Here is a 24699-nt window from a genome sequence, read left to right as displayed (position 1 = left end):
ACGGCGTTCAGGAGTACGGAGGTCAGGAGCCGGGGCTACGGCGTTCAGAAGTACGGGGGTTCGGGAGAGGGCGGGCGAGCGGGCCGGTCCGTGCTCGACGGGCCGGCCCGTGCTCAGATCCCCGGATAGACGTCCAGCCGGCCGCACATGCCGAAGCGGCCGCGGGCCGCCGGTCCGGTGGCCGACACCCGGGCCTCGGCCAGGTGTCCGTCGTCCTTGCCACGCAGGGCGTCGAGCTGGGCGCGGGTCGTCTCTGCGGCCGCGTGGGCGCCGTCGCGCCAGCGCTGCTCCCACGCGTCGAGGCGGGGCCGGACCAGCTCGGCGGCGGACCGCTGGAACGCCGCCAGCGGCTCGGGATCGCCGTTCTCGGTCGCCTCGCGCAGTTCCAGGAAGCGCCGGGTCGCCAGGTCGCGGCGGGCGCGCGCCACCTCCACCTGCTCGGCCTCGGGGACGTCGGCGGGGATGCGGACCGCGTCGGCGTACGTGTCCGGGTCGGTGAGGCGGTCCTGGGGCAGGGTGAGTACCGCGTCTCCGGCTTCGGGCAGGCCGCTGTTCTGCATCACGACGGTGATCTCCAGACCGCCGTCGTTGACCAGGCGGTGGATCGTGCCGGGCGTGAACCAGGCGACCGTGCCGGGCTCCAGGGGTGTCTCCTCGAAGCCGGAGGTGGTGAGGGTCTGCACCGCGCCCCGGCCCGCCGTGACGACGTACCCCTCGGTGCACGTCAGGTGCAGGTGCGGGGTGCCGCCCCCGGGCAGTCCCTCGACGGTCGGCCAGTCGTAGACGGTCAGGCGGGACACGCCCACCGCTCCGGGGAAGCCGTCGTACGCCGTGCTCACCACGTGAGTCCTTCCAGGTGGGCGGCGACCTGCTCCCGGTCCCAGGCGCCGTCGGCGACGGTCACGCGGTAGGAGCGGGCGAGGGTGTCGCCGGGCTGCAGGACCAGTTCCTCGTGGAAGGCCCAGGAGGGTGCCACCGCGGCGAAGGGGTCGCTGCGCACGAACCAGTGCGCGGGGTGGGTGCCCTTCTCGCCCAAGTGGTCGTTGGACGGGGCGTGTTCGAAGACGAGCGTGGCGTGACCGTCCCGGCCGTCGTGCTCGCCGACGTAGGCCAGCCAGGGCGCCTGCGTGCCCATCGGGTCGCCGTCCGAGGACTCGGCGGACACGGCGGACTCCTCGGGGCCGGGGGTCCGCGCCGTGAAGACTCGCCCGTCGCGGAAGGCGCGGGGGCCGCGCCAGAAGAGCCCGGTGTAGCCGGCGGCGGGGCGTCCGTGGGTGGTCGGGCTGCCGAACCGCAGTGGTTCGTCGCGCCGGTTGGTGACCGACGACGTCCAGGTGAGCGTCCAGCTGCCCGTCTCGTCGTCGACGTCGCGGACCTCGATGCGGCGGTCCTCCTCGGCCCACAGGCTGCCGTCGTGCGGGTGCCAGGTCAGCCGCTCGGCGATGACCGCGCGGTCGTCCGCCGCGCTCACCTCCTCGAAGGCCACGTGGGCCATGGAGCCGACCCTCTCGGGCAGCGCGAGGTACCCCTCGCCGTGCACGTAGGTGTTGCCGCCCCACAGGTTCTGGCCGGAGAGGTGGGAGGCGGTCAGCTGGAGGCCCTTGTGCCAGCGGTGGTCGTTGGGCCGGTAGTCGGTGACGAGGCCGCCGGACAGCGTGCGAACGGGGTGCAGGTACGGCTTCGGCGCCTCCCAGTCGGCCTCCGGACGGTAGACGTAGGAGAACAGCTCGGTGCCGGTCGCCGCGTGGGCCACGGTGATGCGGTCGCCGTGGGCGTGGGTCAGTGAGAGCGTCATGCCTGGTCCTCTTCCTCGCGGACGGCGGCCGGCGCCCAGCCGGGAGCCCTGCCGTGCAGTTCGGTGTAGTACGGGTCGCCGGGACCGACTTCGCCCGCGCTCACGGTGGCGCCGGTGAACGCGGACTTGTACACGGCGGTGATGAGTTCCAGCGTCCGCCGGCCGCCCGCGCCGCTGGTCGCGTGGCGCCGGCCGCTCCTGATGTCGTCGACCAGGACGCGCAGTTGGGCCAGGTGCGAACTGGGCTCGTCGGCACCGAAGTCGCGCCAGGCGGCCACCGTCTCCTCGGGGACGCCGGGCGCCGGGGTGATGCGCCAGTCGGCGTTGCGGTAGCCGTACAGGTGGGTCAGCTCGACGGTGGCCAGTTCGCAGTCGATGCGGATCCGGCTCACCTCGTCCGGGCTCAGCACGCTGTTGACGAGGGTGGCGACGGCCCCGCCCTCGAACCGGACCAGTGCCGTGGAGACGTCCTCGGTCTCCACGTCGTGCACGAGCCGGCCCGCCATGCCGCGCACCTCGCTCCACGGGCCCATCAGGTCGAGCAGGAGGTCGGTCTGGTGGATGCCGTGCCCCATCGCGGGCCCGCCGCCCTCGGTGGCCCAACGGCCCCGCCACGGCACGGCGTAGTAGGCCTTGTCGCGGTACCAGGTGGTCTGGCAGTGCGCGACCAGCGGCCGGCCCAGCGCGCCGCTGCCCAGCAGCGCACGGGCGTGGCGCGCGCCGGAGCCGAAGCGGTGCTGGAAGACGATGGAGGCGTACGGCCCCGACTCCCCCGCGCCCTCGGCCTCCGTCACGGCGTCGTAGTCGGCGAGGGAGGGGCAGGGCGGCTTCTCGCACCACACGTGGGCGCCCGCCCGCAGCGCGGCGACCGACTGCTCCCGGTGCACGGCGGGCGGTGTGCACAGCACGACGAGGTCGGGACGCACCTCGGCCAGCGACGCGTCGAGGTCCGTGGAGGCGTGCGGGATCCCGTACTCGTCGGCGAACGCGCGGACCGCGGCGGCGTCCACATCGACCGCGGCCACCACCTCCACCTCTCCGTCGGCGGCCAGCTTCTGCAGGGCGGGCAGGTGACTGGAGCGCGCGATGGACCCCGTGCCGACCACCACTGTGCGCAGTGGTGCGGCTGGAACGTGCGATGACATGCGGACCCTCTCGTGAGCCGGACGGGCGGGATACTGCGGGCCATGTGGGGAAGCGACGAGGCAGGGCGACCGGCGCCGTCGTCCGCGGCGTCCGCCACCCGGCAGCAACCGCTTGCTATCGTGTTCCAACGTTGTAACCGGCGTGCGTCCGCAAGGTCAACCCTCTGTCCGGAAAAGAGTCCGCACCCGTTTCGGCGTGCTGACAAGGTGTGCCCGCGAGGGGATAATCTGCGAAAACTTGGGTGAGGGGGATGGACTTGTGGCCGCGGTGACACTCAAGGACGTGGCGGAGCGCGCCGGGGTATCGATCAAAACCGTGTCCAACGTTGTACGCGGGATCCCGCGGGTGTCCGAGGCCACCCGGTCCCGGGTGGCACGGGCGGTCGACGAACTCGGCTACCGGCCGAACCCCTCGGCCCGCAGGCTCCGCACGGGCCGCAGCGGGCTCGTCGCCCTGGTGGTCCCCGACCTGGCCACCCCGTACTTCGCCGAACTCGCCCACCACGTACGCGCGGAGGCCACCTCGCTCGGCCTCACCGTCCTGATCGAGGAGTCACTGGGCGACGCCGCCGAGGAACTGCGCCTGGCGGGCGGGGTGGGGGCCTCGCTCCTCGACGGGGTGATCCTCTCCCCGCTGCGCGCCACCCCCGACGAACTGGCCGGCGTCACGGACGACTTCCCCCTGGTCCTGCTCGGCGAGCGCAGCTACGGCCGCGACCGGGTCGTCGCCGACCACGTGCTCATCGACAACGTCGCCGCCGCCCGTGACATCACCTCGCACCTCATCGGCCTGGGCCGTACCCGGATCGCGGCGATCGGCGTGGACCACCAGGGTTCGGCGACCAGCCGCCAGCGACTGGAGGGCCACCAGCAGGCCCTGCACGCCGCGGGGCTGCCCTTCGACCCCGGACTCGCGCCCCGGGTGGAGGAGTTCGACCGCCGCAACGGACTGCTCGCGATGCGCGCACTCGCCTCCCTGCCCGCCGGCGAACGGCCCGACGCGGTGTTCTGCTTCAGCGACCTGCTGGCCGTCGGCGCCCAACGCGCCCTGCACGAGGCGGGGCTCGCCGTCCCGGGCGACGTCGCCGTGGCCGGCATCGACGGCTCGCAGGAGGCCCTGTACAGCACGCCCTCCCTCACGACCGTCGTCCCCGACAAGGCCGCGATCGCCTCCCTGGCCGTGAAGTGCCTGGCGGCCCGGATCAGGTCGCGGACGCCCCTCCCGTTCGAGGTGCACGTGGCACCGCACTGGCTGGAGGAGCGGGAGTCCACGCTGGGCGCGCGCCGCGCGGTGCGCCCCTGACGCCGGACCCGGCTCGGCGCGACAGACCGACAGGTGGTTCTACCCCGCGATCCGGTGATCAACACGGGGCGGTACGGGCACCGGTGAGGGCAAGGACACGTGCCCCCACCTGGGCCATTACCGCTCCACGAGACTGTGTGGCGCGCCGCCTTGCATCCCTAGGCTTTTTATCCATGGACATCCCGAGACGTCTCATCGAACTCAGACGCGCCGTCGACGCCGCGGACAACCGCTACCGCAGCAACTCCGGAGAGAACGCCACCGTCGCCCTGGCGGTCTGGTCCGACGCCACCGCCGCCCTGGCCCGGGGCATCGCCGAGTACGCGGAGGAGACCGGCACCTCGCGCCAGGAGCTGGAACGGGCCGTGGAGGAAGCGGCGGGACCGCGCACTCCACCGGCACCCCGCCGCTCAGGACCGCGGCCCAGGCACGCCATCGACAACGCGGAGCGTTGAGGACACGGATCGAGGACGGACACGGATCGAGGGAGGACCCGGGCGGACGCGGGAGGACGCGGATCGTTGACGGATACGCCCTGTTGACGAATACGACCCGTTGACGGATCGCCCCGTTGACAGTCGAGGACCCTTGACGGACATGGACCATTGACGAGCGTGGCTAATGACAGTAGCTTTGAGCTAACACCATTAGCCACGCTCATCACGTCCCTGGGGGCACCATGACCGAGCACCTCGCCGTCGACGGCGGCACGATCGCGTACGAAGTGACGGGGTCCGGACCGTTGATCGTCCTCGCGCACGGCATGGGCGACAGCCGCGCCGCCTACCGGGCCGTGGTCCCGCACCTGGTGGCCGCGGGGTACCGGGTGGCCTCGGTCGACCTGCGCGGCTGCGGCGAGTCCGGCGTCGACTGGCCCGCCTGGTCCCGGACCGACATCGCCGGCGACCTGCTCGCCGTCATCCGCCGCCTCGGCGGCCCGGCCGTCCTCGTCGGCCACTCGGTCTCGGGCGGCGCGGCCACCATCGCCGCGGCGCTGGACCCCTCGCTCGTCACGTCGGTGGTCGAGCTGGCGCCGTTCACCCGCAAGCAGTCGGTGCGCCTCGGCGACCTGCGGGTGAGGCGGGTCCGGCAGGGCATGCTGCGGCTGCTGGGCGCCGGGCTCTTCGGCAGCCGGCGGCTCTGGCTCTCCTACCTCGACGTGGCCAACCCCGGCGTGCGGCCGGCCGACTTCGGCGAGCGGATCAGGCGCATCGAGTCCCTCCTGCGCGAGCCGGGCCGGATGAAGGCCATGCAGGCCATGGGCCGCTCCGCCCCGACCGACGCGGGTGCGCACCTCGGCGGCGTCCGCTGCCCGGTCCTGGTGGTGATGGGCACGCTCGACCCGGACTGGGCCGACCCGCACGCCGAGGGGGCGGCGGTCGTCGACGCACTGCCGTCCGGTCTCGGCAGGCTGGAGATGATCGACGGCGCCGGCCACTACCCGCACGACCAGTTCCCCGACCGGGTGGCGTCGCTCGTCCTCGCCTTCCTGCGTCCGGACGCCGCCCGTGCCTAGGGCGGGACTCGACCCGGCGGCCGTGGTCGCGGCCGGTGCCGCTCTCGCGGACGAGGTGGGCATCGCCCGCCTGACGATGGGACTGCTGGCCGAGCGGGTCGGCGTACGCACGCCGTCCCTGTACAAGCACGTGGCCGGTCAGAACGACCTCAACCGGCGGATCGCCGCTCTGGCGCTGAACGAGGCCGCCGACGCCGTGGGCAGCGCCGTGCAGGGATACGCGGGACGCGACGCCCTGGGGGCCGCGGCGCGCGCCTTCCGCGCCTTCGTCCTGGAGCATCCCGGCCGGTACGCCGCGACGATCGGTGTGGAACCGACCGGACCCGACGACCCGATGGCCGCCGCAGGGCAGCGGCTCCTCGGCGCGTTCACCGCGGTCCTGCGCGGCTACGAGGTCGCGGAGTCCGACGTGAACCACGCCCTGCGCCTGCTCCGCAGCCTCTGCCACGGCTTCGCCACCCTGCAGTCGGCGGGCGGATTCCAGTGGAGCACGGACGTCGACGAGAGCTTCGAGTGGCTGATCCGCTTCGCCGACCGGGGCCTGCGCGCCATGTGAGCGCCCGGCCGCGGGCCGCCTCCCCGGCGGCGCACGCGGCCCCCCCCTGCCCGACGCCCGGGTCGGCGAGCTCCTCGTCTCCCCCGGACGGCTCGCGGCAGCACATCGCGCACCGGGTCGCGGCGTGCCTGTTGTACGCCGACGGCGTGGTCGAGGCCAGGGGCGGTCCGCTGGGTGACGGCATGTTCGGCGGCGAGCGGCTGCGGCGGGCCGCGGCCGAGTGCGCCGGGATGCCGACGGAGGCCGTCGTCGTCGAACGGGTGCAGATGCTGGTGGCCGAGTGGATCGGCGACGGCCGCCACGACGACATCGCCGTCGTCGCGATCACCGCCCCGCTGGGGGCCATGGAGGCGACGCCGGCGGGCAGAGACTGCCCATGACGTCAATCCCAGCACCCGGTCACCACCGCGTGGGCGCCCGCCTCGCACCCGTACCCGGCGACGAGCGGGCCGCCACCTGGGCGGCCGGGCTCTGGAACGCGGTCCGGGCCGCGGACGAGCACGCGGCCCTCGACACCGTCACGGACGCCCTGGCCGCCGGCCTCGACGCCGAGACCGTCCTGCTGGAGGTGGTCGGGGCGGTCCAGCACAAGGTGGGCGTCGAGTGGGCCGCGAACCGGATGAGCGTCGCCGACGAGCACGCGGCCACCGCCATCAACGAGCGCGTCGTCTCCAGCCTGTCCCCCGCCCGGCCGGCCGCGTCCCTGGGCCGGGTGACGGTCGCCTGCGTGGACCGGGAGTGGCACGCCCTGCCGGCCCGGCTGCTCGCCGAGACGCTCCGTCTGCGCGGGTGGCAGGTCGGCTACCTCGGAGCACAGGTGCCCACCGCTCACCTGGTCAGCCACCTCCACCGCACCGGGGCGAGCGCGGTGTGCCTGTCCGGCTCGCTGTCGACCCGGCTGCCCGCCTCGCACGCGGCGATCACGGCCGTACAGGCCACCGGCGTGCCCGTCATGGTCGGCGGCCTCGCCTTCGGACCCGACGGCCGCTACGCCCGGCTGCTGGGCGCCGACGCCTGGGCGCCGGACGCCCGGAGCGCGGCCGACCGGCTCGGTGCGGGCCCGCTGCCCCGGCCCAGACCGCCGCACCAGGCGACCGACGACCTGCCCCACCTGGCCGACCAGGAGTTCACCCTGGTACGGCAGTCCGCGCGGACCCTGGTGCGCGAAACCTGCAAGCGCCTCGAAGCACGCGTGGCCGCCCTGCGCGACTACGACGAGGCCCAGCGCGAGCGCACCGCCGAGGACATCGCCCACATCGTCGAGTTCCTGACGACCGCCCTGTACGTGGACGATTCCGATCTCTTCACCGGCTTCCTCACCTGGACCGGTGAGATCCTCGCCGCCCGCGGCGTACCGGCCGGCGTGCTGCTGCCGAGTCTGGAGCTGCTCGACGAACAGCTGCGCGACTTCCCCAGGGCCCGCGCGCTGCTGCGCGAGGGGCGCGCCGCTCTCGCCTCCCGACCCCGAACGGCTGGACCGACGCCGTGACCGCGTCCCCGCGTCCCCGCCCCGTGACGATCGAGCCGTCGGCCGGCCCGGACGAGCTGCTGCTCTCCCTGGCCGGCGACCTGGACTACGAGACCGCGGACGAGGCCCTCGCGAGCGTCCGGCGAACCCTGGAGGAGCGCGCGGGCCTCGGCGTCCTCCGGCTGGACTGCCGGAAGCTGGACCTGGTCGACTCGATGGGGCTTTCGGTCCTGTTGCAGATCCACCGGCTCGCCGGCCGCGCCGGGATGGGCTTCCACCTCGACAACCCGGGTCCGACGCTGGTCCGCCTGCTCAAAATCACCGGGACGTACGAGCACCTGACCTCGCCCGGCGACGGGAACCACCCGTAGCGGCCGTCAGCCGAGCCGGACGTCGTCGGCCGAACGGCTCGGTACCGCGTCCAGCGCCGCGAGCCCTTCCCCGTCCGGGGCCAGACCGCCGGCGGCGAGGTTGTCCGCCAGGTGTCCGGCGTCGGCGGTGCCGGGGATGAGCAGGACGTTCGGGGCGTGGTGGAGCAGCCAGGCGAGGCCCACCTGCGCCGGCGTGCCGCCGAGTTCGCGCGCCGCGGCGTGGACGGCGGGCTCGTCGGAGACCTTGGGCATGCCGGGGAACGCTCCGCCGAGCGGGAAGTAGGGCACCCAGGCGATCCCCTCGTCGGTGCACAGCCGCAGCAGGTCCTCGTCGTCGCGGCTGACCAGGCTGTAGGAGTTCTGGACGCAGACGATGCCCGCGGGGAGGGCCCGGCGCAGTCCGTCGGCGGTCACGCTGCTGAGGCCGATGGCCCCGATGCTGCCCTGGTCGCGGAGCGCGGTCAGCACGGCGAGCTGGTCGTCGAGGCCGACCACCTGGTCGCCCTCGGCCCGCAGCCCCGGGCCGGTGTCGGCGCGGCGCAGGTTGACGACCGCGAGCCGGTCGGTGCCGAGGCTCCTGAGGTTGTCCTCGACGCTCGCCCGCAGCTCCTCGGGCCGCTGGGCGAGGCGCAGCGGGAGCGGGCCGCCGGGATCGGGGGTGGCGCCGACCTTGGTGACGACCACGGCGTCCCGCGTGGCGGCGAGGGCCTCGCGGAGGACCTCGTTGACGAAGCCGTCACCGTAGAACTGGGCGGTGTCGAAGTGGTCGACGCCGAGTTCCACCGCGCGGCGCACGAGCGCGACGGCCGCGGCCCGGTCGGTGCGCAGGCGTTCGAGCTGCATCGCGCCGTAGCCGATCCGGGAGACCGTGCGGCCCGCGAGCGATCCGGCTCCGCCCGGCCTCGGGGTGCCGTCGGCGGTGACGGGGATGGAGGTGCCGTTCGAGGTCATGGGAAGTCCGTCCTCATGAGAAGATGACAGAAGCGGAGGACCCTCCGCTATGTCGACTGTAGCACTACCGGAGGATCCTCCGTTTTGAGTCCGGACCAGGAACCGACACCGGCCGCCGAGCGGCCCGAGCAGCCGGGCGGCACAGAGCGCCCGCTGCGCGCGCACGCGCGGCGCAACCGGGAGAACCTCGTCGCCGCCGCCCGGGCCGCCTTCGCGGCGGCGGACGACACCGTGCCCCTGGAGGGCATCGCCCGCCGGGCCGGGGTCGGCATCGGCACGCTCTACCGCCACTTCCCCACCCGCGAGGCACTGGTCGAGGCCGTCTACGCCGCCGAACTGGACGCCGTCACCGACAGCGCCGCCGCCCTGGTGGAGGAGCTGCCGCCCGAGCAGGCCCTGCGCGCGTGGATGGAGCGGTACGCGGCCTTCGTCGCGACGAAGCGCACGATGCTGAACACCCTGCACAGCGGCTGGGCCTCGGGGCGCCTGGCGACCCCGGTCACCCGGGAACGCATCACGGCCGCGATCGGCGCCTTCCTGACGGCGGGCGCGCGCACCGGCGCCCTGCGCGCGGACGTCGAGGCGGAGGACGTCACCGCGATGGTGCTCGGAGTCTTCCTCTCGACGGGCGCCGACGCCGGACCGGGGCGGCTGGAACGCCGGCTCGGCCTCGTCGTCGACGCCCTGCGCCCGCGAGAGGGCTCCTGAACCGGGCGTGTCGGTCAGCGGCGCGCCGAGGACGTCACCATCGGCAGGGAGACGATGTCGGCGAGGGCCTGCTGACCCTCGATGTTCGCGTGGACACCGTCCCCGGTGTCGTAGGGCGGGTTGATGCTGTTGGGCCGCACCGGGTCCCTGAGCACCTGGTCGAAGGGGAGCACCCCGTCGCAGGTGCCGCCGCAGTTGTTCCACTTCGCGACGAAGGTGCCCACGTCGTGCCGGTCGCGGTTGTTCCGGTCGCTGTAGCCGGGGCGGGGGGTGATGGGCGTGACGTACACCTTGATCCCCTCGGCCCGCAGCCGCCGGAAGACCTCCCGGTAGCTCTCCAGGATCTGTGCGGCGTCGCACCCGGCGGCGAGGTCGTTGGTGCCGTAGTAGTAGAGCACTCCGGTGACTCCGTGCAGCGCGAGGACGTCCCGCTCCAGCCGGGCCGCCGCGTCCAGACCGCGGACCGGCTCACCGATGCCCGGGCAGTTGGCGGCGCTGGTGGTGCCGCCGATACCGGCGTTGGCGACGGCCACCCGCCGGGCGGCCGGCAGCTCCGAGGTGATCCGCCGGGCGAGGTCGTCCGTCCATCTCAGGTCGGCGCCCGGACGGCTGCAGTCCGGCCCGCAGTTCGTCGACCCCGTGCCGTCGACCACCGAGCTGCCGTAGGCGACGAGGCTGCCGCGCAGTCGCGGGTTGCGCACGTCGACGGCGCTGACCAGCAGGGTGGAGCCGGTGTTCTCGGTGTACGCGGTGCCGTCCGCGTCGGCGGTGTGGTCGCCGGTGCCGGGCGCCGTCAGGCAGTTGGTGCGGAAGGCGCTCTCGTGACGGCCGGGCGTCACGGTGCCGGAGACCGAGAGCGAGACCGCCACGTCGTCCTGGGCGCCCGTCCTCAGCGCCGCCGTGTCGCTCCACACCTCGCCCCCGGCCGGGACCACGACCTGCCGCCTGCCGTCGAACGTCACGGGGCGCGGGCGGCCCTCGGTCGAGGCGTCCTGCCCGCTGCTGGGCGCGACGGTCGCCGCGTCGACGGTGAGCGGTGTCCGGCCGAACGTGTTCTGGACGCGGATGCGGACGGCGTCCCCGCCCTGGCTCAGGTGGGTGATCATGCGCACCGACTGGTCGCGCAGCGGGGTGGGGGCGAGGTTCTGCTGGGAGGCGGCCCAGGAGGTGAACCAGACGTCGCTCCCGCTGCGCCCGGCCTGCTCGGTGCCGGCGGGCGCGGCCGCCGTCGATGCCGACGCGGCGAGGACCGACGACACCACGGTGAGCGCCAGTGCGGCCCCGACGCCCCTGGACCGGGACGATCTGGCGGGGTGAAGTATCCGGGCAAGGAGACCGTGCATGCGTGCCTGCCTTCCGACATGACTGGACGGATACGGCCGGCCACGGCAGGGGTCCGGCCTCCCTCAGCACGGTGACGGCCGAGGGGGGTGGCGGGCACGAAACGCCCCGCACGGCACCTCGGCAGTACACCGCCCCCCGTCCTCGCCCCTTGGCCGCTCCGGTGCCCGGCATCGTAAGCACGATCACCGGGTCCCCGACACCACGCCTCTGGCCGGGTCGGTGTGCGGGGGCGGCGCCGTCGGTCACGGCCGTCCCGGCGGCGCCGGTCGCAACCGACGACCCCGGCTGCCACGTCGGCCGGGCCGCCGCCGACGACCCCGTCTGCCACGTCGGCCGGGCCGCCGCCGACGACACCGCCGGGGCCGCCCGCCGTGCGGCCGGGCCGTCGGACCCTCACGGCCGGGCGCCGGAACGGGTACCGGTCAGGCGGCGTCGGAGACGTCCCAGATCTGCCCGGAGGCGTTCCCGCCCATGCGGCCGACCAACGCGCGGGCGGACTGCTCCGGCGTGATCAGACCGCCCTCCTCGTGGTTGCGTACGAAACGCGCGTACGTGGTGTCGTCCAGCCTGCCCTCGCCCGTGCGGCGGATCGCGGCCTGCATCGCCGTGTCCACGGTCCCCGGGCGGAAGACGTTCACCGTGACCCCGGTGCCGTCGAGTTCCGCGGCGAGGTTGAGGGTGTGGGCCTCCAACGCGGCCTTCGTGGTGACGTAGACGTTGCCACCGATCATCGAGGCCGGACGGGATACGACGCCACTGGAGACGTTGACGATCCGGCCCCGTCCGGCCGCGGTCATCCAGGGCAGTACGGCGTTGCAGAGGGCGACCGGTGTGAGCACGTTCAGCCGCAGGGCGTCCCAGGCCGCCGGGCCCAGGCCGGCGCTGGGGCCGAGAGGTTCGACGGTGGCGGCGTTGTTGACGAGTACGTCCACGGGTCCCAGCTCGCCGACCGCCCGTTCGACGACCCCGGCCGCCGCCGACGGGTCACCGAGGTCGGCCACGACGGCGACCGCCGCGCCGCCCCGGGCCCGCACCAGTTCGACGGTGCGGTCCAGTTCCTCCCGCCCACGGGCCACCACGGCCACCTTCACACCCAGCTCCGCGAGGGCGAGCGCGACGGCCCGGCCGATGCCTCTGCCCGCGCCCGTCACCAGGGCCACACTGCCGTTCAGGGACACGATTCCACTCCGATCGACGAGGTCTGCGCAGGGCATGTCACCGGTGGGCCCGGGCGGCCGTCAGCGGACCGTGCTCCGGAGCGCGGCGAGGATCTGGGCGGGCTCGGTGCGTGTCGTGTAGTTGGGGTGGACGTCGATCCAGCGCACCACTCCACCGGCGTCGACGAGCACCACGGTCGGCATGACGATCTCGCTGGTGCCGTCGGCGTTCTCCCCGGCCACGTCCAGGCCGAGCGACGCCTGCGCGCCCAGGACGCGATCGCTCGCCCGGGTGACGATCCCGAGCGCCCTGCCGACCTGGTTGCCGGGGTCCGAGAGGACGGTGTACGAGAGCTCGTTGACCTCCACGACGCTCAGCGACCCGTCCGGCTTCTGCGGGCTGACGGCGATCAGCGCGACGCCCCGCTCGTCCAGCTCGGCCGCGAGCTCACGCTGGTACGTGCGAATAGCGACGTTGCAGTACGGGCACCACGCGCCGCGGTAGAACACCACGACCGCGGGCCGGCCGGCGCGGGCCTGCTCCAGGGTGACGGCGTCGCCCCTCACGTCGAGCAGTCGCGCGTCCGGCATCACGGACCCCGCCTCCAGCACGGCGTCGGGGACACCGGCGGCGTCCAGGGCCGCCTGTTCGGCACGGAACGTCTCCAGGGCGTCGGCCGGCACCTCCCCGGCCATGCCCTGCGTGAGGGCGGCGGACTGGTCGGCGATGGGAGCGGCAGCCATGGGTCGTCCTTCTTTCGCGAGGAGCGGGGGAACGCGGTCGTCGACCCGCCCAATTTCTAGACTGGTTGCTCTAATCATGACGCGTGAAATTAGAATGTCAACTCTAAAATGGGGCGCCGATCTGTTAGCGTGGCCGCGTGAAGAGCGACACCGGGACGCGGCAGCTCACCGCCAAGGGACGTGCCACCCGCGACCGCATCGTGGCGGCGGCCGCCGGTCTGATGTACGAGCGCGGCGTGGCGGCCACCACCACGGAGGACATCCAGAGGGCCGCCGAGGTGAAGAGCCCCTCGCAGCTCTACCACTATTTCGGTGACAAGCGGACCCTCGTCCAGGCCGTCATCCAGTACCAGACCGAGCAGGTCCTCGCCTTCCAGCGGCCGTTGCTGAGCCGGCTGGACAGTTTCGAGTCCCTTCAAGCGTGGCGCGACGCGGTCGTCGAGGTGCAGCGCGCCCGCAACTGCGAGGGCGGCTGCCCGCTGGGCTCACTGGCCGCCGAGTTGTCCGACGTGGACCCGGGAGCCCGTGAGCAGCTCATGGCCGCCTACGGCCAGTGGGAGGACGCCGTCCGCGACGGCCTGGCGTCCATGCGCGAGCGCGGCGAACTGGACGCGGCGGCGGACCCCGGCCGGCTCGCCCTGGCACTGCTCACGGCGCTGCAGGGCGGCCTGCTGATGACGCAGAACCGCCGGGACACACTCGCCCTGGAAGCCGTCCTCGACGCGATGATCGACCGCATCCGAATCCACGCCGTCACCCAGAGGGCGCCCGCCAGCTAAAGGGTGGCCCGTCCCCGCCGCCCACGGCGACACCCCGCGAATACGCGGGAACTCGGCACGACGTCCCCGTACACACGCACAACACGGCGCGCGGCACCCCGCCCCGCACCGTGTCGACGTGCGGGCCTGCGGCCGGGCCGGCGCACCGTCCGGCGCCGTATACGAAGCATGGAGCGCGCCGGCGCGACGACCCGCACGCAGCTCGCCCGGCGGGCGGCACGGCACGGCCGGTCCTGACCCGCCGGCACTGAACGCCGGAACGCCCGGCACCCCACCCCACCCGAGCGATCGGGTCAACGGGCACGCGTCTACGCGTGTCCGGATCTCGTCGTTCCCCTCCTCGACGCAAGGCTCTTGACAGCCCCGAGAACGTGAACCTAGCGTAACGACTAGTCGTCTAGACAATTACGCGCCCAGCCGGGCACCCCCAACGGAGGTGACGATGAAGTCGCAGACGTCTCAGCTCAAGGAAGCTCGTTACGAGCTGGTAGAGATCCCCGAGCCGATGGGTCCCGTCGAGGTGACGGTGGACCGGCGCAAGGTGCTCGACCACGCCTACAGCGAGGACGACTACGGGTCCTGGTACTTCGGTGACTCCCCCTTCGGCGGACCCGTGGGCCACCCCCTCGTCCTCGCCAACGACCTGCTGTTCCTCTTCTACGAGAACTACGACGGCAACACCGCGCAGGGCCTGCACACCCACGAGCACCTCACCTTCCACTCCCCCGTGCGGGTCGGCGAGACGGTCACCGTCGAGGGCGGCTACACGGAGAAGTACGAGCGCCGCGGGCAGGGCTACGTCGTCCTGGAGGCCGAGGCCAGGGGTGAGGACGGCCGCCTCCTGGTGCGGCACGTCGGCAAGGAGATCATGCGGACGGTCGCCGGCGAGGTCACCGGACGCAACCGCACGGCGGGCGAGCAGCGGACACGCACCGTGATCGGTACCGTGGACGGCTCCGTACCGCCCGTGGAACGGGCCCGGCTCGACGCTCCGGAACGCGCCGCGCTGCCCGAACGCACCACTGTATTCAGCCAGGACCAGATGTCCGTCTTCTCCTGGGCCGGGCGCGGTTACGCCAACGTGCACACCGATCGCGGCAAGGCCGCCGCCTCCGGGCTCGACCGCACCATCGTCCAGGCGCAGCAGCAGACCGGGTTCGTCGTGAGCAACCTCGTCGACGTGTTCGGCAAGTCGTTCTTCACCTCGGGCGAACTGGACCTGCGCTTCGTCTCACCGGCCTTCGTCGGCGACGAACTGACCACCGGGGGTGCCGTCGTGGGCGCCACCGGCGACCGGCTCGACCTGGAGATCTGGGTGGACAAGGCGGACGGGACGCGCACCGCCCTCGGCTGGGCCTCCGCCCGGGTGGACGACGACCCGGAGCGCCCGCGGCGCCTGGTCTGACGCCCGCCGCCCTACGCCCCGCCCCCACTCCCCCTTCGAACCTTCCCCGACCCATCCGGTCCCCCGCCCCATCCGGCAATGCGATCGACAACGGAGTCATCCATGGCGCCACCAGCCACCGCTCCGCCCGCCGGCGAGCAGGAGCGCACCGCGCTCGCCAAACGGGCCGCCGTCGCCAGCCTCGTCGGCACGGCCGTCGAGTGGTACGACTACTTCATCTTCGGCACCGCCTCGGCCCTGGTCTTCGGCGACCTCTTCTTCCCCAACGAGGACGACCCGATCATCGGCACCCTGTCGGCCTTCGCCGTCTTCGGTGTCGGCTTCTTCGCCCGCCCGGTCGGCGGTGTCGTCTTCGGGCACTTCGGTGACAAGTTCGGCCGCAAGGCGGCCCTGGTCACCACGCTCATGATGATGGGCGGCTCGACCTTCCTGATCGGGCTGATGCCCACCACCGACCACATCGGCATCTGGGCGCCGGTCCTGCTCGTGCTGCTGAGACTCGTCCAGGGCTTCGGCGTCGGCGGTGAGTGGGGCGGAGCCTCCCTGGTCGCCGTCGAGTACGCGCCACCGGACAAGCGCGGCGCCTACGGCAGCTTCCCGCAGATCGGCAACGCCGTGGGACTCGTCCTGTCCACGGCCGTCTTCGCCCTGGTCTCGATGCTCCCCGACGACCAGTTGTTCAGCTGGGGCTGGCGGCTGCCGTTCCTGCTGAGCGCCGTACTCATCGGGGTCGGTCTCTTCATCCGGTTCCGGCTGACCGAGACCCCGACCTTCCAGGCCGCCCAGGACGAGATGGAGGAGAAGTCCGCGCAGGAGAAGGCCGAGGAGAAGCTGCCGGTCACCGAACTGTTCCGGCGGTTCAGGCGCCCCCTGCTGCTGGCGATGGGCATGCGCCTCGGCGAGGCGGTCTTCGGGTACATCATCCTGACCATCGGCCTCACGTTCGCCGAGAACTACACCGACATCCCGCGCACCCACGTCCTCGTCGCGAGCAGCGTCGCCGCCGCGGCCGCCATCTTCACGTACTACTGGTTCGGGCAACTGTCGGACCGCATCGGCCGGCGCGCGGTGTTCGTCATCGGCTCGGTCGTCGGCATCGTCGTCACCTTCCCGTTCTTCTGGATCCTCGACGCCGACGCCCTGGTGCTGACCTACGTGATCTACACCGTGGCGTACGCGATAGGCGTCGGCGCCGTCTACGGCGTCGAACCGGCCTTCTTCGCCGAGCTGTTCAGCACGAAGGTGCGCTACACGGGCCTGTCGCTGTCGGCGCAGATCCCGAGCGTCCTCATCGGTCTGTGGCCGCTCGCCTCGACCGCGCTGCTGGCCGCCACCGACGGCGATCCCTGGCCGATCGCCCTGATCACCGTCGTATGCCTGCTCATCGGGCTGGTGTGCGCGCTGCTGGCACCCGAGACCAACAAGATCGACATGACCCGTGTCGGCGAAGAGACGGAAGAGACGAAGGAGGCAGGATGACGGAGCCGTCCGCCCGTCCCTGGCGCGACCTCACCGACCCGCGCCGGGCCCGTGACGTCGACGACCTCGAAGCGGGCCTGAAGGAGCCCGAGTTCGAGAACCTGGAGATCCCCGAGGAGCTCGGCACCGTGGACGTCGTGGTCGACGACCACAAGATCAAGCGGTACGCCTTCACACACGACGACCACCACCCCTGGCACCTGGCCGAGGGCCCCTTCGACGGCCGGCGCGTCGGCCACGCGGGGCTGCTGGGCAACGACCTCGTGCAGCTGTTCACCCTCGTCTACGCGGGCAGCCGGGTCGTCGGCTACCACACCGAGGAACAGATGTGGTTCGACAGCCCGGCCCACCTCGACGAGGTCGTCACGCTGCACGGCACGTACACCGAGGCCTACCGGCGGCGCGGCGAGGGCTACGTCGTGATGGACGCCACCGCCACGGGCGCGGACGGCCGCAGCGTCGTGCGCCACCGCGGCGTGGAGATCCTCAAGACCGTGCCCGGCGCCATCGGCGGACGCGGCTCGGCCGCTCCCGAACGGCGTGTCACCGGCGAAGTGCCGCCGGACGCACGGGTCGTCGGGGCCCTGGGTCCGGACGTGCGCGCCGGTGACGTGCTCGCCCCGCTGCACAAGACGGTGACCGCCGAGCAGGCGGCCGTGTTCAGCCGCATCGGCGAGTACGTGCGCAACATCCACAACGACATCGACGTGGCCCGCGCGGGCGGCCTCAAGGTGCCGATCGTGCAGGGGCAGCAGCAGTTCGGCCTGCTGGCCCAGCTCCTCACGCTGCGCTCCGGGCCCTCCTTCCTCACCTCCGGCTGGCTGCGGGTCAAGTTCCTGGCCCCGCTGGAGGTGTTCGAGCCCTTCGCCCTGACCGGCGTCGTCACCGAGGTCACCCCCGTCGACGACGGCCTCCGCGTCGACCTGGAGGTCTGGGCGCGGCGCGACGCCGACGACCGTCTGATCACGGCCGGCTGGGCCGCCGTGACCGTCCCCGCGGCATGACCGGCCGCATGCACACAGAAAGCGGTACTTCGCAGATGAGCACTTCCCGGACCGGCGGCCAGGTCGTCGTCGACATGCTGACCTCCCTCGGCGTCGAGTACGTCTTCGGCGTCGTCGGCGGCCAGACCCTCGCCATCACCGACGCCATCATCGACACCCCCGGCATCCAACTGGTCCACACCCGGCACGAGAACGCCGCGGCCGTGATGATGGACGCCTACGGCCGGCTCACGGGCCGGCCCGCCGCGTGCATCTCCACGACCGGCCCCGGGGCGACCAACCTGCTCACCGGAGTCGGCGGCGCCTACCGCGACTCCAGCCCCGGCTTCGTCATCACCTGCAACAACAACGGTGAGAACATCCACAAGGACGACGCGCAGAACGCCGACCACGTGGAGCTGGTCAAGCCGCTGGTGAAGTACTCCCGCCTGGTGGCGCACGGCTCGTCCATCAAGCAGGCGATGGAGGAGGCCTACGTCAACGCGCTGACCGGCAACCCCGGGCCCGTGCACCTGGACTTCGCCCGCGACACCATAGAGGGGCAGGTGGAGAACCCGCCCGTGGTGCCCGAGGTGCACCCCAGCCGCAGCTGGGTGACCGAGCGCCCGTCCGCCAACCCGGTCGCCCTGGCCCGGGTCGCGGAGCGGCTCCTGGCGGCCGAGCGGCCGGTGATCTGGCTCGGCAACGGCGGCAACCGGGCGCGGGCCGACCAGGACGTGCTGGCGCTGGCGGAGGCGCTGAACATCCCGGTCGTCACGACCTTCAACGGCATCGGCTCCGTCCCGACCACGCACCCGCTGGTGTTCGGCGCGGTCAGCCGCATGGGCACCACGCTCTCCGGCCGGGTCATCGGCGACGCCGACCTGGTGCTCGCGCTCGGCAACAGCCTCAACGCCGTCTCCACCACCCGCTGGCGGCGCGCCCTGCCCGAGATCGTGCAGGTGGACGTGGACCCGACAATGATCGGGCGCTACTACTCCGAGATCACCCAGGGTGTGGTGAGCGACCTCGGGTCCTTCGCCCGGGACCTGGTCACCGCGACCGCCGGGAAGGCGGAGGACGCGAAGTCCGGGCGCGCGGACTGGGTCGCGGCCCTGGACAAGGCGCGCGCCGAGTGGTGGGAGGGCTCCGCCGTGGCCGACACCGCCGCCGAGGGGCCGCTGTCCCCCGCCGACATCGTGCGCACGCTGCGCGACGTGGCGCCCGAGGACACCCTGCTCATCCCGGACGCCGGCAACCCGGGCGTCTGGTCGTTCCTCTGGGAGATCCAGCAGGCGGGCACCTACATCAAGCCCGTCGGTTTCGGGAACATGGGCTTCGCGCTGCCCTCGGCGATCGCGGCCTCGCTGATCGACCCGCGCCGCCCCGTGCTGGCGCTCATCGGCGACGGCTCGCTCGGGATGAGCCTCGGCGAGATCGAGACGCTGGCCCGGGTCGGCGGCAACGTGTGCGTCGTCGTCCTGAACGACTCCAGCTACGGCAACATCCGCCAGGAGCAGGAGCTGCACTTCGACGGCCGCACGACCGGCGTCGACTTCGGCCCCGTCGACTTCGGCATGGCGGCCCGCGCGCTGGGTGTGCCCGGCGAGGTCGTCACCGACCTGGCCACCCTGCAGGAGCGGGTGACGGCCGCGTTCGCCGCGGGCTCGCCCGTGGTGCTCGACGTGCCGATCGACCGCGAGGTCAACGCGTGGACGTTCCCGTCGTTCGTGGCGCCGAAGAAGTAGGCCCTGGCAGGCGACGCGCGGACCGCGCACCGAGGCGCGCGGGCCCCGCACCGAGACGAAGGAGCAAGCAGGTGACAACGACGACACCGGGTGCCACCACCCCGTCGCCCCTGGACGGCGTGAAGGTGCTCGACCTCTCGCGGTTCATCGCGGGCCCGCTCTGCGCGCAGATCCTGGCCGACTTCGGCGCCGAGGTGGTCAAGGTCGAGCGCCCGAACGGCGAGGACTCCCGGCACCACGGCCCGTACCACCGGGACGAGAGCATCTACATGTTCCTCTACCACCGGAACAAGTACGACGCCTCGCTGGACACCCGGCACCCCGAGGCGCTCGGCATCCTCGAACGCCTCATCGCGTGGGCGGACGTGGTCGTCGAGAACTACCGGCCCGGCACCATCGAGAAGATGGGCATCGGCTACGAGCGGATGAAGGAGCTGAACCCGGACGTCATCCTGGTCTCCGTCTCCGGCTTCGGCCAGACCGGGCCGGACTCGCGCCGCGCCCTGTTCGACGCGATCTCCCAGGCGTCGTCCGGCCTGATGAGCATGACCGGCGAACCCGACGGCAAGCCCACGCTCAGCGGCACCTACATCGCCGACTACACGACCGGCTACCAGGCCGCGATCGGGACGCTGATGGCGATCCTGCACCGGGAACGCACCGGTGAGGGACAGCTGGTGGACGTCGCGTCCTTCGACACGATGTTCTCCGCTCTGGGCGTGCGCCTCATCTCGCAGCTGATGCTCGGTCAGGACATGCCCCGCAGCGGCTCGCGCGACCTGCTGACGGCGCCCGTCAACGTCTACGAGGCCGCGGACGGGCCGGTCTACATCCAGGCGGGCACGGCCTCGCTCTTCCCGAAGCTGTGCGCCGTGATGGAGCGGCCGGACCTGGCGGGCGACCCGCGCTTCGCCGGCGTCGAGGGCCGGATGGCCCACCAGGAGTTCCTGGAGGGCGAGATCGGCGCCTGGGCGGCCGGCCGGTCCACCGCCGAGATCGCCCGCGTCCTCGACGAGGCGGGCGTCCCGTACGCCAAGGTCGCCTCGGTCGCGGAGGTGGCCGCCTCCCCGCAGATCGCCGCACGCGACATGATCGTGGAGTCCGAGCATCCCGAACTCGGTACCATCCGGATGCCCGGCAACCCCATCAAGATGGAGAAGACTCCCCCCATGGTCCGCAAGGCACCGCCTCAGGTGGGCGAGGACAATGCCCACGTCTACCAGGGCATCCTGGGACTGTCCGCGCGGGAGACAGCCCGTCTGCGCGAGGCGGGAGCGATCTGAGGCATGTCGCGCGCACCCCGGTACCAGGTGATCTACGACGATCTCGTCTCCCAGATCCGCGCCGGCCTCCTCGGCCAGGCGGCCCGGCTGCCCGGTGAGACGGAGCTCGCCCGGCAGTACGGCGTCAGCCGCATGACGGTGCGTCAGGCCCTGGACCTGCTGGAGTCGGAGCACTTCGTCGTGCGCCGGCAGGGCAGCGGCACCTTCGTCAGCGACCACACCGAGCGCGGCCGGCGGCTCAACCGGCTGCGCTCGTTCGCCGACGAGATCGCGGACACCGGCGGGCGGGCGACCTCGCGGACGGTGCGCTGCGAGACCGCGCCGGCCTCCGCCGAGGTCGCCGCGGTCTTCGGCACCGCGGAGGGCGACACGGCCAACCGGCTCACCCGCGTGCGGCTGATCGGCGGGGTGCCCGCCGCCCTCCAGGACGCCTGGGTGCCGTACTCCGTGGCGCCCTCGCTGTGCCGTGAACCGCTGGTCGACGACTCCCTCTACCGGACGCTGACCGAGCGCTTCGGGGTCGAACTGCGCCACGCCGACCAGTCCATGGCGGCGGCCCTGCTCGACGCCGGGCAGGCCGAGCTGCTGGGCGTGCGGGCCGGGGGCGCCGTCCTGGAGGTCCGGCGCACCACCTTCGGAGCCCGGGGCGAGGTGGTGGAGTTCACCACCAGCTGGACGCTGCCCGAGTTCCCCTTCCTGATGCGGATCGACGCCGAATGAGCACACATGTCATCGCGGTGGACGTGGGCACGTCGGCCGTACGCGCCGCCGCCCTGGACGCCGACGGCCGGATCCTCGCCCAGACGCGCATCGCCCGTGCCTCGGGGCTCGGCGGCGACACCTTCGACGCCGAGGCCCTGGACCGGGAGGTGCGGGCGGCCCTGGCGGGCGTGTCCGGCGGCCCGGCACCGGCGGCCCTCGCCGTCGCCGCGCACATCGGCACCGTCGCCGTCGACTCGGGGCTGCGGCCCGTCGGCCCCGGCAGCGGCTGGGCCGACTCGCGCGGCGTGCCGCGGCTGGCCGCGCTGGGCGGGGCGACCCTGGGACGGCTCCTGGCCGCGGCGGGCCGGCCGAGTCCGGCGGGCGGGGCCCTGGCCGGTCTTCTCGACACGGACCCGGCCGACCGGGCGCGGGTGCACGCCGTGCTCTCCCCGAAGGACTTCCTCGTCGCCCGGCTCACCGGCCGCCTCACCGCGGACACGATCAGCGCCGCGTACACCCTCGCCTCCGACGTCCGCCGCCGTGCCTGGAACGTGGCGGTGCTCCGCGAGACGGGGGTGGACCCCGCGCTGTTCCCTCCGCAGTCGGAGCCGGCCTCGGTGGTCGGCACGCTGACCCCGGAGGCGGCAGCGGCCACCGGGCTGCCCGCCGGGCTGCCCGTCGTCTCGGGCGGCCCGGACGGCTCGGTCGGCATCGGGCTCCTGCTCGGCACGGCCGAGGACGTCGTCGCCGACGTCGCGGGCACCACGGACGTCGTCGGCCGGCTCCTCGCGGGGCCGGGCGACCTGCCGGACGGGGCGGTCCTCAATCCCTCCGTGCTGCCCGGCCGCTTCGTCGCGGGCGGAGCCACCGGTCTCACCGGGGGCGCCGTCGCCCACTGGCGCTCCCTGGTCGGCACGGTCGACGAGGAGCGGCTCGCGGCGGTACCGCCGGGCGCGGACGGGCTGGTGGTGCTGCCGAGCATGACCGGCGCCCGCTTCCCGGACTGGCGGCCCGGTGCCCGCGGCGGAGTACTGGGCCAGCGTCCGGAGCACGGCGCCGCGCACCTGCTGCGGGCGGCGCAGGAGGCGGCGTCCTTCACCGTGCGCGAGGCCCTGGACCGGCTCGACCCCACGGGCGCGCTTCCCGTGGCGTTCGCGGGCGGCTCCTCGCGCAGCGCCCACGTGGCGCAGCTGCGCGCCGACGTCCTGGACCGGCCGCTGCTGCTGTCGCCGCAGCCGGACGTCACGCTGCTCGGCGCGGCGGCGCTGGCGCTGCTCGGCTCGGGCGGGGTCACCGACCTGGACGCGCTGCGCTCCCGCCTCGTCGGCGGCCTGCGCAGGGTGGACCCCGATCCGGCACGTGCGGCACGGTACGCCGGGCTCCACGCCCGCTGGCGGGCGCTGCGGGACGCCGTGGACTCGGCGTACGGGACGAGCGGCCCGGAGGACGGCCGATGACTCCATGGACAGCCGTCGACCGGCTGTGATGTGATCCCCCTGCGGCGGACGGGCCGGCTCCGTGTGCCGTGTCCTCCGCCGCTCGGTCCGCCCGTGGTTCCCACCCCCCGCGTCGCCGCTACGAGCGGACGGTCCGTCCCCCAGGCTCGAAAGTTCCCTTCACATGCAGAAGACCAAGGCCGCACTCTGGGAGTTCCTCCAGGGGCTCGGCAAGACGTTCATGCTTCCCGTGGCCCTGCTCGCGTTCTGCGGCATCATGCTGGGCATCGGCTCGTCCCTCTCCAGCGAGGCCGTCACTGACAACGTTGCCTTTCTGAAGGGCGAGGGCTTCGACCTCGTCTTCACGTGGATGGCCAACACGGGGCTGGTGGCCTTCACCTTCCTGCCCGTCCTCTTCGCCATGGCGATCCCGCTCGGCCTCGCCCGCGAGGACAAGGGCGTGGCGGCCTTCTCGGGCTTCGTCGGCTACGCCGCCATGAACCTCGCGGTGAACTTCTACCTCACCGCCAAGGGCGTCGACTTCGAGGACGAGAAGGCGATCGAGCACTACGGCATCGCCGACGTGCTGGGCGTGCAGTCCATCGACACGGGCCTGCTGGGCGCCGTGGCCGTCGGCATCGTGGTCAGCCTGCTCCACCGGCGCTTCCGCACCCAGCGGATGCCCGACGCGCTCGCCTTCTTCGGCGGGCTGCGCTTCGTGCCGATCGTCTCGGCCCTGGTCCTCAGCGTGCTCGGGCTGCTGATCCCGCTTCTGTGGCCGACCTTCAACGGCTGGATCAACGCCGTGGGCCGCGGCATCGGGCACACGGGCGTCTTCGGACCGTTCTTCTTCGGCATGGGCGAGGTGCTGCTGCGTCCGATCGGCCTGCACCACATCCTCGTCGCCATGTTCCGCTTCACGGACGTCGGCGGCTCGGGAGCCGTGTGCGGGGACCAGGTCTCCGGCGCGCTGAACCTGTTCTACGCCCAGCTGGACTGCTCGGCCGCGCCCAACTCCGCGGTCACCGACGCGACGCACTTCCTCTCCCAGGGCAAGATGGCGGCCTACCTCGGCGGCCTGCCGGGTGCCGCGCTCGCCATGTACCACTGCGCTAGGCGCCGTATGCGCCCGGAGATCAAGGCCCTGCTCGTGTCCGGCGTGGTGGCCTGTGTGGTCGGCGGCATCACGGAGCCGCTGGAGTTCCTGTTCCTCTTCGTCGCCCCGTGGCTGTACGCCATCCACGCGGTGCTCGTGGGCCTCGGCTTCCTCACGGCGGCGGTGCTCGGCGTCTTCATCGGCAACACCGACGGCAACGTCATCGACTGGCTCGTCTTCGGTGTGCTCCAGGGCTCGACGACCAAGTGGTACCTGGTGCCGGTGATCGCGGCGGTGTGGTTCGCGGTGTACTACTTCCTGTTCCGCTGGGCCATCACCCGCTTCAACCTCAAGACCCCCGGCCGCGAGGACCCGCCGCAGGACGACGCCCCGGACGCGGAGAGGGGCGCGGCGAAGAGCACGGAGACGGGCGCGGGCGAACGGGACGGCGACGCCTCCGAGACCCCCCGCGAGCTGGTCGCGGGGAAGTACGACGCCGTCGCCATGCTCGACGCGATCGGCGGCGCCGGCAACATCCAGTCGCTGGACAACTGCATCACCCGCCTGCGCATGACGGTCGCCGACGCCGAACTGGTCGACGAGGCCCGGCTGAAGAAGCTGGGCGCGGTGGGCGTCATCAAGCTCGACGGGCACAACGTGCAGGTCGTCATCGGTCCGCAGGTCCAGTCGGTGAAGGACGCCATCGCCACGATGATCCCGGTGGGCTGAC

Annotated in this window: 23 protein-coding genes and 1 pseudogene; 17 read left to right on the top strand and 7 right to left on the bottom strand. The window is 72.9% G+C overall.

All coding sequences use genetic code 11. The features are described 5' to 3' along the window. Positions 1 to 113 precede the first annotated feature (113 nt). The 3 genes from IG94_RS0108355 to IG94_RS0108345 are packed head-to-tail and all read right to left on the bottom strand — an operon-like array spanning position 114 to position 2940. Positions 114 to 839 (bottom strand): cupin domain-containing protein, encoded by a 726-nt coding sequence (locus IG94_RS0108355; RefSeq protein ID WP_372459485.1) that lies wholly within the window; start codon positions 837 to 839, stop codon positions 114 to 116. After that, positions 836 to 1795 carry a DUF6807 domain-containing protein gene (locus IG94_RS0108350; protein WP_031033054.1) on the bottom strand — a complete coding sequence of 320 codons (960 nt, stop codon included), beginning with the start codon at positions 1793 to 1795 and terminating at the stop codon, positions 836 to 838. The genes IG94_RS0108355 and IG94_RS0108350 overlap by 4 nt, the downstream gene beginning before the upstream one ends. Next, positions 1792 to 2940 (bottom strand): Gfo/Idh/MocA family protein, encoded by a 1149-nt coding sequence (locus tag IG94_RS0108345; protein WP_031033052.1) that lies wholly within the window; start codon positions 2938 to 2940, stop codon positions 1792 to 1794. The genes IG94_RS0108350 and IG94_RS0108345 overlap by 4 nt, the downstream gene beginning before the upstream one ends. A 259-nt stretch (positions 2941 to 3199) precedes the next feature. On the opposite strand from IG94_RS0108345, the gene IG94_RS0108340 reads away from it, so the two are divergent. The 7 genes and pseudogenes from IG94_RS0108340 to IG94_RS0108310 all read left to right on the top strand — a co-directional run bounded on the left by IG94_RS0108340 (position 3200) and on the right by IG94_RS0108310 (position 8154). Continuing rightward, the gene (locus IG94_RS0108340; protein WP_031033051.1) at positions 3200 to 4243 is read left to right on the top strand and encodes a LacI family DNA-binding transcriptional regulator; all 1044 of its coding nucleotides are present in this window, start codon (positions 3200 to 3202) and stop codon (positions 4241 to 4243) included. 173 nt (positions 4244 to 4416) lie between these two features. After that, a complete protein-coding gene (locus tag IG94_RS0108335; protein ID WP_051159819.1) occupies positions 4417 to 4698 on the top strand; it encodes a hypothetical protein in 282 nt (93 codons plus the stop codon). A 224-nt stretch (positions 4699 to 4922) separates the two neighbouring features. After that, entirely contained in the window at positions 4923 to 5759 is an 837-nt protein-coding gene (locus IG94_RS0108330; RefSeq protein WP_031033049.1) for an alpha/beta fold hydrolase, read from the top strand. Positions 5760 to 5781: 22 nt separating this feature from the next. Further along, entirely contained in the window at positions 5782 to 6315 is a 534-nt protein-coding gene (locus tag IG94_RS0108325) for a TetR/AcrR family transcriptional regulator (protein ID WP_031033047.1), read from the top strand. 125 nt (positions 6316 to 6440) lie between these two features. Beyond that, positions 6441 to 6695 (top strand): annotated as a pseudogene (locus tag IG94_RS0108320) (SpoIIE family protein phosphatase); the annotation flags it as partial. Further along, the gene (locus tag IG94_RS0108315) at positions 6692 to 7804 is read left to right on the top strand and encodes a cobalamin B12-binding domain-containing protein (RefSeq protein ID WP_031033044.1); all 1113 of its coding nucleotides are present in this window, start codon (positions 6692 to 6694) and stop codon (positions 7802 to 7804) included. The pseudogene IG94_RS0108320 and the gene IG94_RS0108315, both read left to right, overlap by 4 nt. Then, positions 7801 to 8154, top strand: a complete 354-nt coding sequence (locus tag IG94_RS0108310; protein ID WP_031033042.1) for an STAS domain-containing protein — start codon at positions 7801 to 7803, stop codon at positions 8152 to 8154. The genes IG94_RS0108315 and IG94_RS0108310 overlap by 4 nt, the downstream gene beginning before the upstream one ends. Positions 8155 to 8160: 6 nt before the next feature. Here IG94_RS0108310 and IG94_RS0108305 read toward each other — a convergent pair whose 3' ends face one another. Continuing rightward, positions 8161 to 9105: an aldo/keto reductase gene (locus tag IG94_RS0108305; protein ID WP_031033041.1), complete on the bottom strand. Its 945-nt coding sequence runs from the start codon at positions 9103 to 9105 to the stop codon at positions 8161 to 8163. 84 nt (positions 9106 to 9189) lie between these two features. On the opposite strand from IG94_RS0108305, the gene IG94_RS0108300 reads away from it, so the two are divergent. After that, a complete protein-coding gene (locus IG94_RS0108300) occupies positions 9190 to 9813 on the top strand; it encodes a TetR/AcrR family transcriptional regulator (protein WP_031033037.1) in 624 nt (207 codons plus the stop codon). A 14-nt stretch (positions 9814 to 9827) separates the two neighbouring features. On the opposite strand, the gene IG94_RS0108295 is transcribed toward IG94_RS0108300, so the two are convergent. The 3 genes from IG94_RS0108295 to IG94_RS0108285 form a co-directional block, all read right to left on the bottom strand. Further along, on the bottom strand, positions 9828 to 11156 hold the full coding sequence (locus IG94_RS0108295) for an SGNH/GDSL hydrolase family protein (RefSeq protein ID WP_031033034.1): 1329 nt from the start codon (positions 11154 to 11156) through the stop codon (positions 9828 to 9830). Positions 11157 to 11579: 423 nt separating this feature from the next. Continuing rightward, positions 11580 to 12335 carry an SDR family NAD(P)-dependent oxidoreductase gene (locus IG94_RS38455; RefSeq protein ID WP_037769203.1) on the bottom strand — a complete coding sequence of 252 codons (756 nt, stop codon included), beginning with the start codon at positions 12333 to 12335 and terminating at the stop codon, positions 11580 to 11582. Positions 12336 to 12395: 60 nt separating this feature from the next. Further along, positions 12396 to 13058 (bottom strand): peroxiredoxin-like family protein, encoded by a 663-nt coding sequence (locus IG94_RS0108285; protein WP_031033031.1) that lies wholly within the window; start codon positions 13056 to 13058, stop codon positions 12396 to 12398. 137 nt (positions 13059 to 13195) lie between these two features. On the opposite strand from IG94_RS0108285, the gene IG94_RS0108280 reads away from it, so the two are divergent. The 9 genes from IG94_RS0108280 to malX all read left to right on the top strand — a co-directional run bounded on the left by IG94_RS0108280 (position 13196) and on the right by malX (position 24698). After that, the gene (locus tag IG94_RS0108280; protein WP_031033030.1) at positions 13196 to 13837 is read left to right on the top strand and encodes a TetR/AcrR family transcriptional regulator; all 642 of its coding nucleotides are present in this window, start codon (positions 13196 to 13198) and stop codon (positions 13835 to 13837) included. A 442-nt stretch (positions 13838 to 14279) separates the two neighbouring features. Further along, a complete protein-coding gene (locus IG94_RS0108275; RefSeq protein ID WP_031033029.1) occupies positions 14280 to 15242 on the top strand; it encodes a MaoC/PaaZ C-terminal domain-containing protein in 963 nt (320 codons plus the stop codon). A 102-nt stretch (positions 15243 to 15344) separates the two neighbouring features. After that, positions 15345 to 16721, top strand: a complete 1377-nt coding sequence (locus IG94_RS0108270; RefSeq protein ID WP_031033028.1) for an MFS transporter — start codon at positions 15345 to 15347, stop codon at positions 16719 to 16721. Then, the gene (locus IG94_RS0108265; RefSeq protein WP_031033027.1) at positions 16718 to 17725 is read left to right on the top strand and encodes a hotdog family protein; all 1008 of its coding nucleotides are present in this window, start codon (positions 16718 to 16720) and stop codon (positions 17723 to 17725) included. Before IG94_RS0108270 ends, IG94_RS0108265 begins: the two co-directional genes overlap by 4 nt. Positions 17726 to 17760: 35 nt before the next feature. Further along, on the top strand, positions 17761 to 19452 hold the full coding sequence (locus IG94_RS0108260; protein ID WP_031033026.1) for a thiamine pyrophosphate-binding protein: 1692 nt from the start codon (positions 17761 to 17763) through the stop codon (positions 19450 to 19452). 71 nt (positions 19453 to 19523) lie between these two features. Then, the gene (locus IG94_RS0108255; protein WP_031033024.1) at positions 19524 to 20735 is read left to right on the top strand and encodes a CaiB/BaiF CoA transferase family protein; all 1212 of its coding nucleotides are present in this window, start codon (positions 19524 to 19526) and stop codon (positions 20733 to 20735) included. Positions 20736 to 20738: 3 nt separating this feature from the next. Next, positions 20739 to 21455, top strand: a complete 717-nt coding sequence (locus IG94_RS0108250) for a GntR family transcriptional regulator (RefSeq protein WP_031033023.1) — start codon at positions 20739 to 20741, stop codon at positions 21453 to 21455. Beyond that, entirely contained in the window at positions 21452 to 22894 is a 1443-nt protein-coding gene (locus tag IG94_RS0108245) for a xylulokinase (protein ID WP_031033022.1), read from the top strand. The genes IG94_RS0108250 and IG94_RS0108245 overlap by 4 nt, the downstream gene beginning before the upstream one ends. A gap of 163 nt (positions 22895 to 23057) precedes the next feature. Further along, on the top strand, positions 23058 to 24698 hold the full coding sequence (gene malX, locus IG94_RS0108240; protein ID WP_031033020.1) for a maltose/glucose-specific PTS transporter subunit IIBC: 1641 nt from the start codon (positions 23058 to 23060) through the stop codon (positions 24696 to 24698). Position 24699: the final 1 nt, after the last annotated feature.

The organism is Streptomyces olivaceus (assembly GCF_000721235.1).
In the GTDB taxonomy this organism is placed as follows: Bacteria; Actinomycetota; Actinomycetes; order Streptomycetales; family Streptomycetaceae; genus Streptomyces; species Streptomyces olivaceus.
The sequence above is the reverse complement of the archived record's forward strand: the minus strand, read 5'-3'. Positions and strand labels throughout refer to the sequence as shown.

Bases quoted from the DNA above. Each gene is read 5' to 3' on its own strand.
- IG94_RS0108350 (WP_031033054.1), bottom strand. From the start codon at position 1,795: ATGACGCTCTCACTGACCCACGCCCACGGCGACCGCATCACCGTGGCC.
- IG94_RS0108345 (WP_031033052.1), bottom strand. From the start codon at position 2,940: ATGTCATCGCACGTTCCAGCCGCACCACTGCGCACAGTGGTGGTCGGC.
- IG94_RS0108335 (WP_051159819.1), top strand. From the start codon at position 4,417: ATGGACATCCCGAGACGTCTCATCGAACTCAGACGCGCCGTCGACGCC.
- IG94_RS0108330 (WP_031033049.1), top strand. From the start codon at position 4,923: ATGACCGAGCACCTCGCCGTCGACGGCGGCACGATCGCGTACGAAGTG.
- IG94_RS0108315 (WP_031033044.1), top strand. From the start codon at position 6,692: ATGACGTCAATCCCAGCACCCGGTCACCACCGCGTGGGCGCCCGCCTC.
- IG94_RS0108305 (WP_031033041.1), bottom strand. From the start codon at position 9,105: ATGACCTCGAACGGCACCTCCATCCCCGTCACCGCCGACGGCACCCCG.
- IG94_RS0108295 (WP_031033034.1), bottom strand. From the start codon at position 11,156: ATGCACGGTCTCCTTGCCCGGATACTTCACCCCGCCAGATCGTCCCGG.
- IG94_RS0108285 (WP_031033031.1), bottom strand. From the start codon at position 13,058: ATGGCTGCCGCTCCCATCGCCGACCAGTCCGCCGCCCTCACGCAGGGC.
- IG94_RS0108275 (WP_031033029.1), top strand. From the start codon at position 14,280: ATGAAGTCGCAGACGTCTCAGCTCAAGGAAGCTCGTTACGAGCTGGTA.
- IG94_RS0108270 (WP_031033028.1), top strand. From the start codon at position 15,345: ATGGCGCCACCAGCCACCGCTCCGCCCGCCGGCGAGCAGGAGCGCACC.
- IG94_RS0108265 (WP_031033027.1), top strand. From the start codon at position 16,718: ATGACGGAGCCGTCCGCCCGTCCCTGGCGCGACCTCACCGACCCGCGC.
- IG94_RS0108260 (WP_031033026.1), top strand. From the start codon at position 17,761: ATGAGCACTTCCCGGACCGGCGGCCAGGTCGTCGTCGACATGCTGACC.
- IG94_RS0108250 (WP_031033023.1), top strand. From the start codon at position 20,739: ATGTCGCGCGCACCCCGGTACCAGGTGATCTACGACGATCTCGTCTCC.
- IG94_RS0108245 (WP_031033022.1), top strand. From the start codon at position 21,452: ATGAGCACACATGTCATCGCGGTGGACGTGGGCACGTCGGCCGTACGC.
- malX (WP_031033020.1), top strand. From the start codon at position 23,058: ATGCAGAAGACCAAGGCCGCACTCTGGGAGTTCCTCCAGGGGCTCGGC.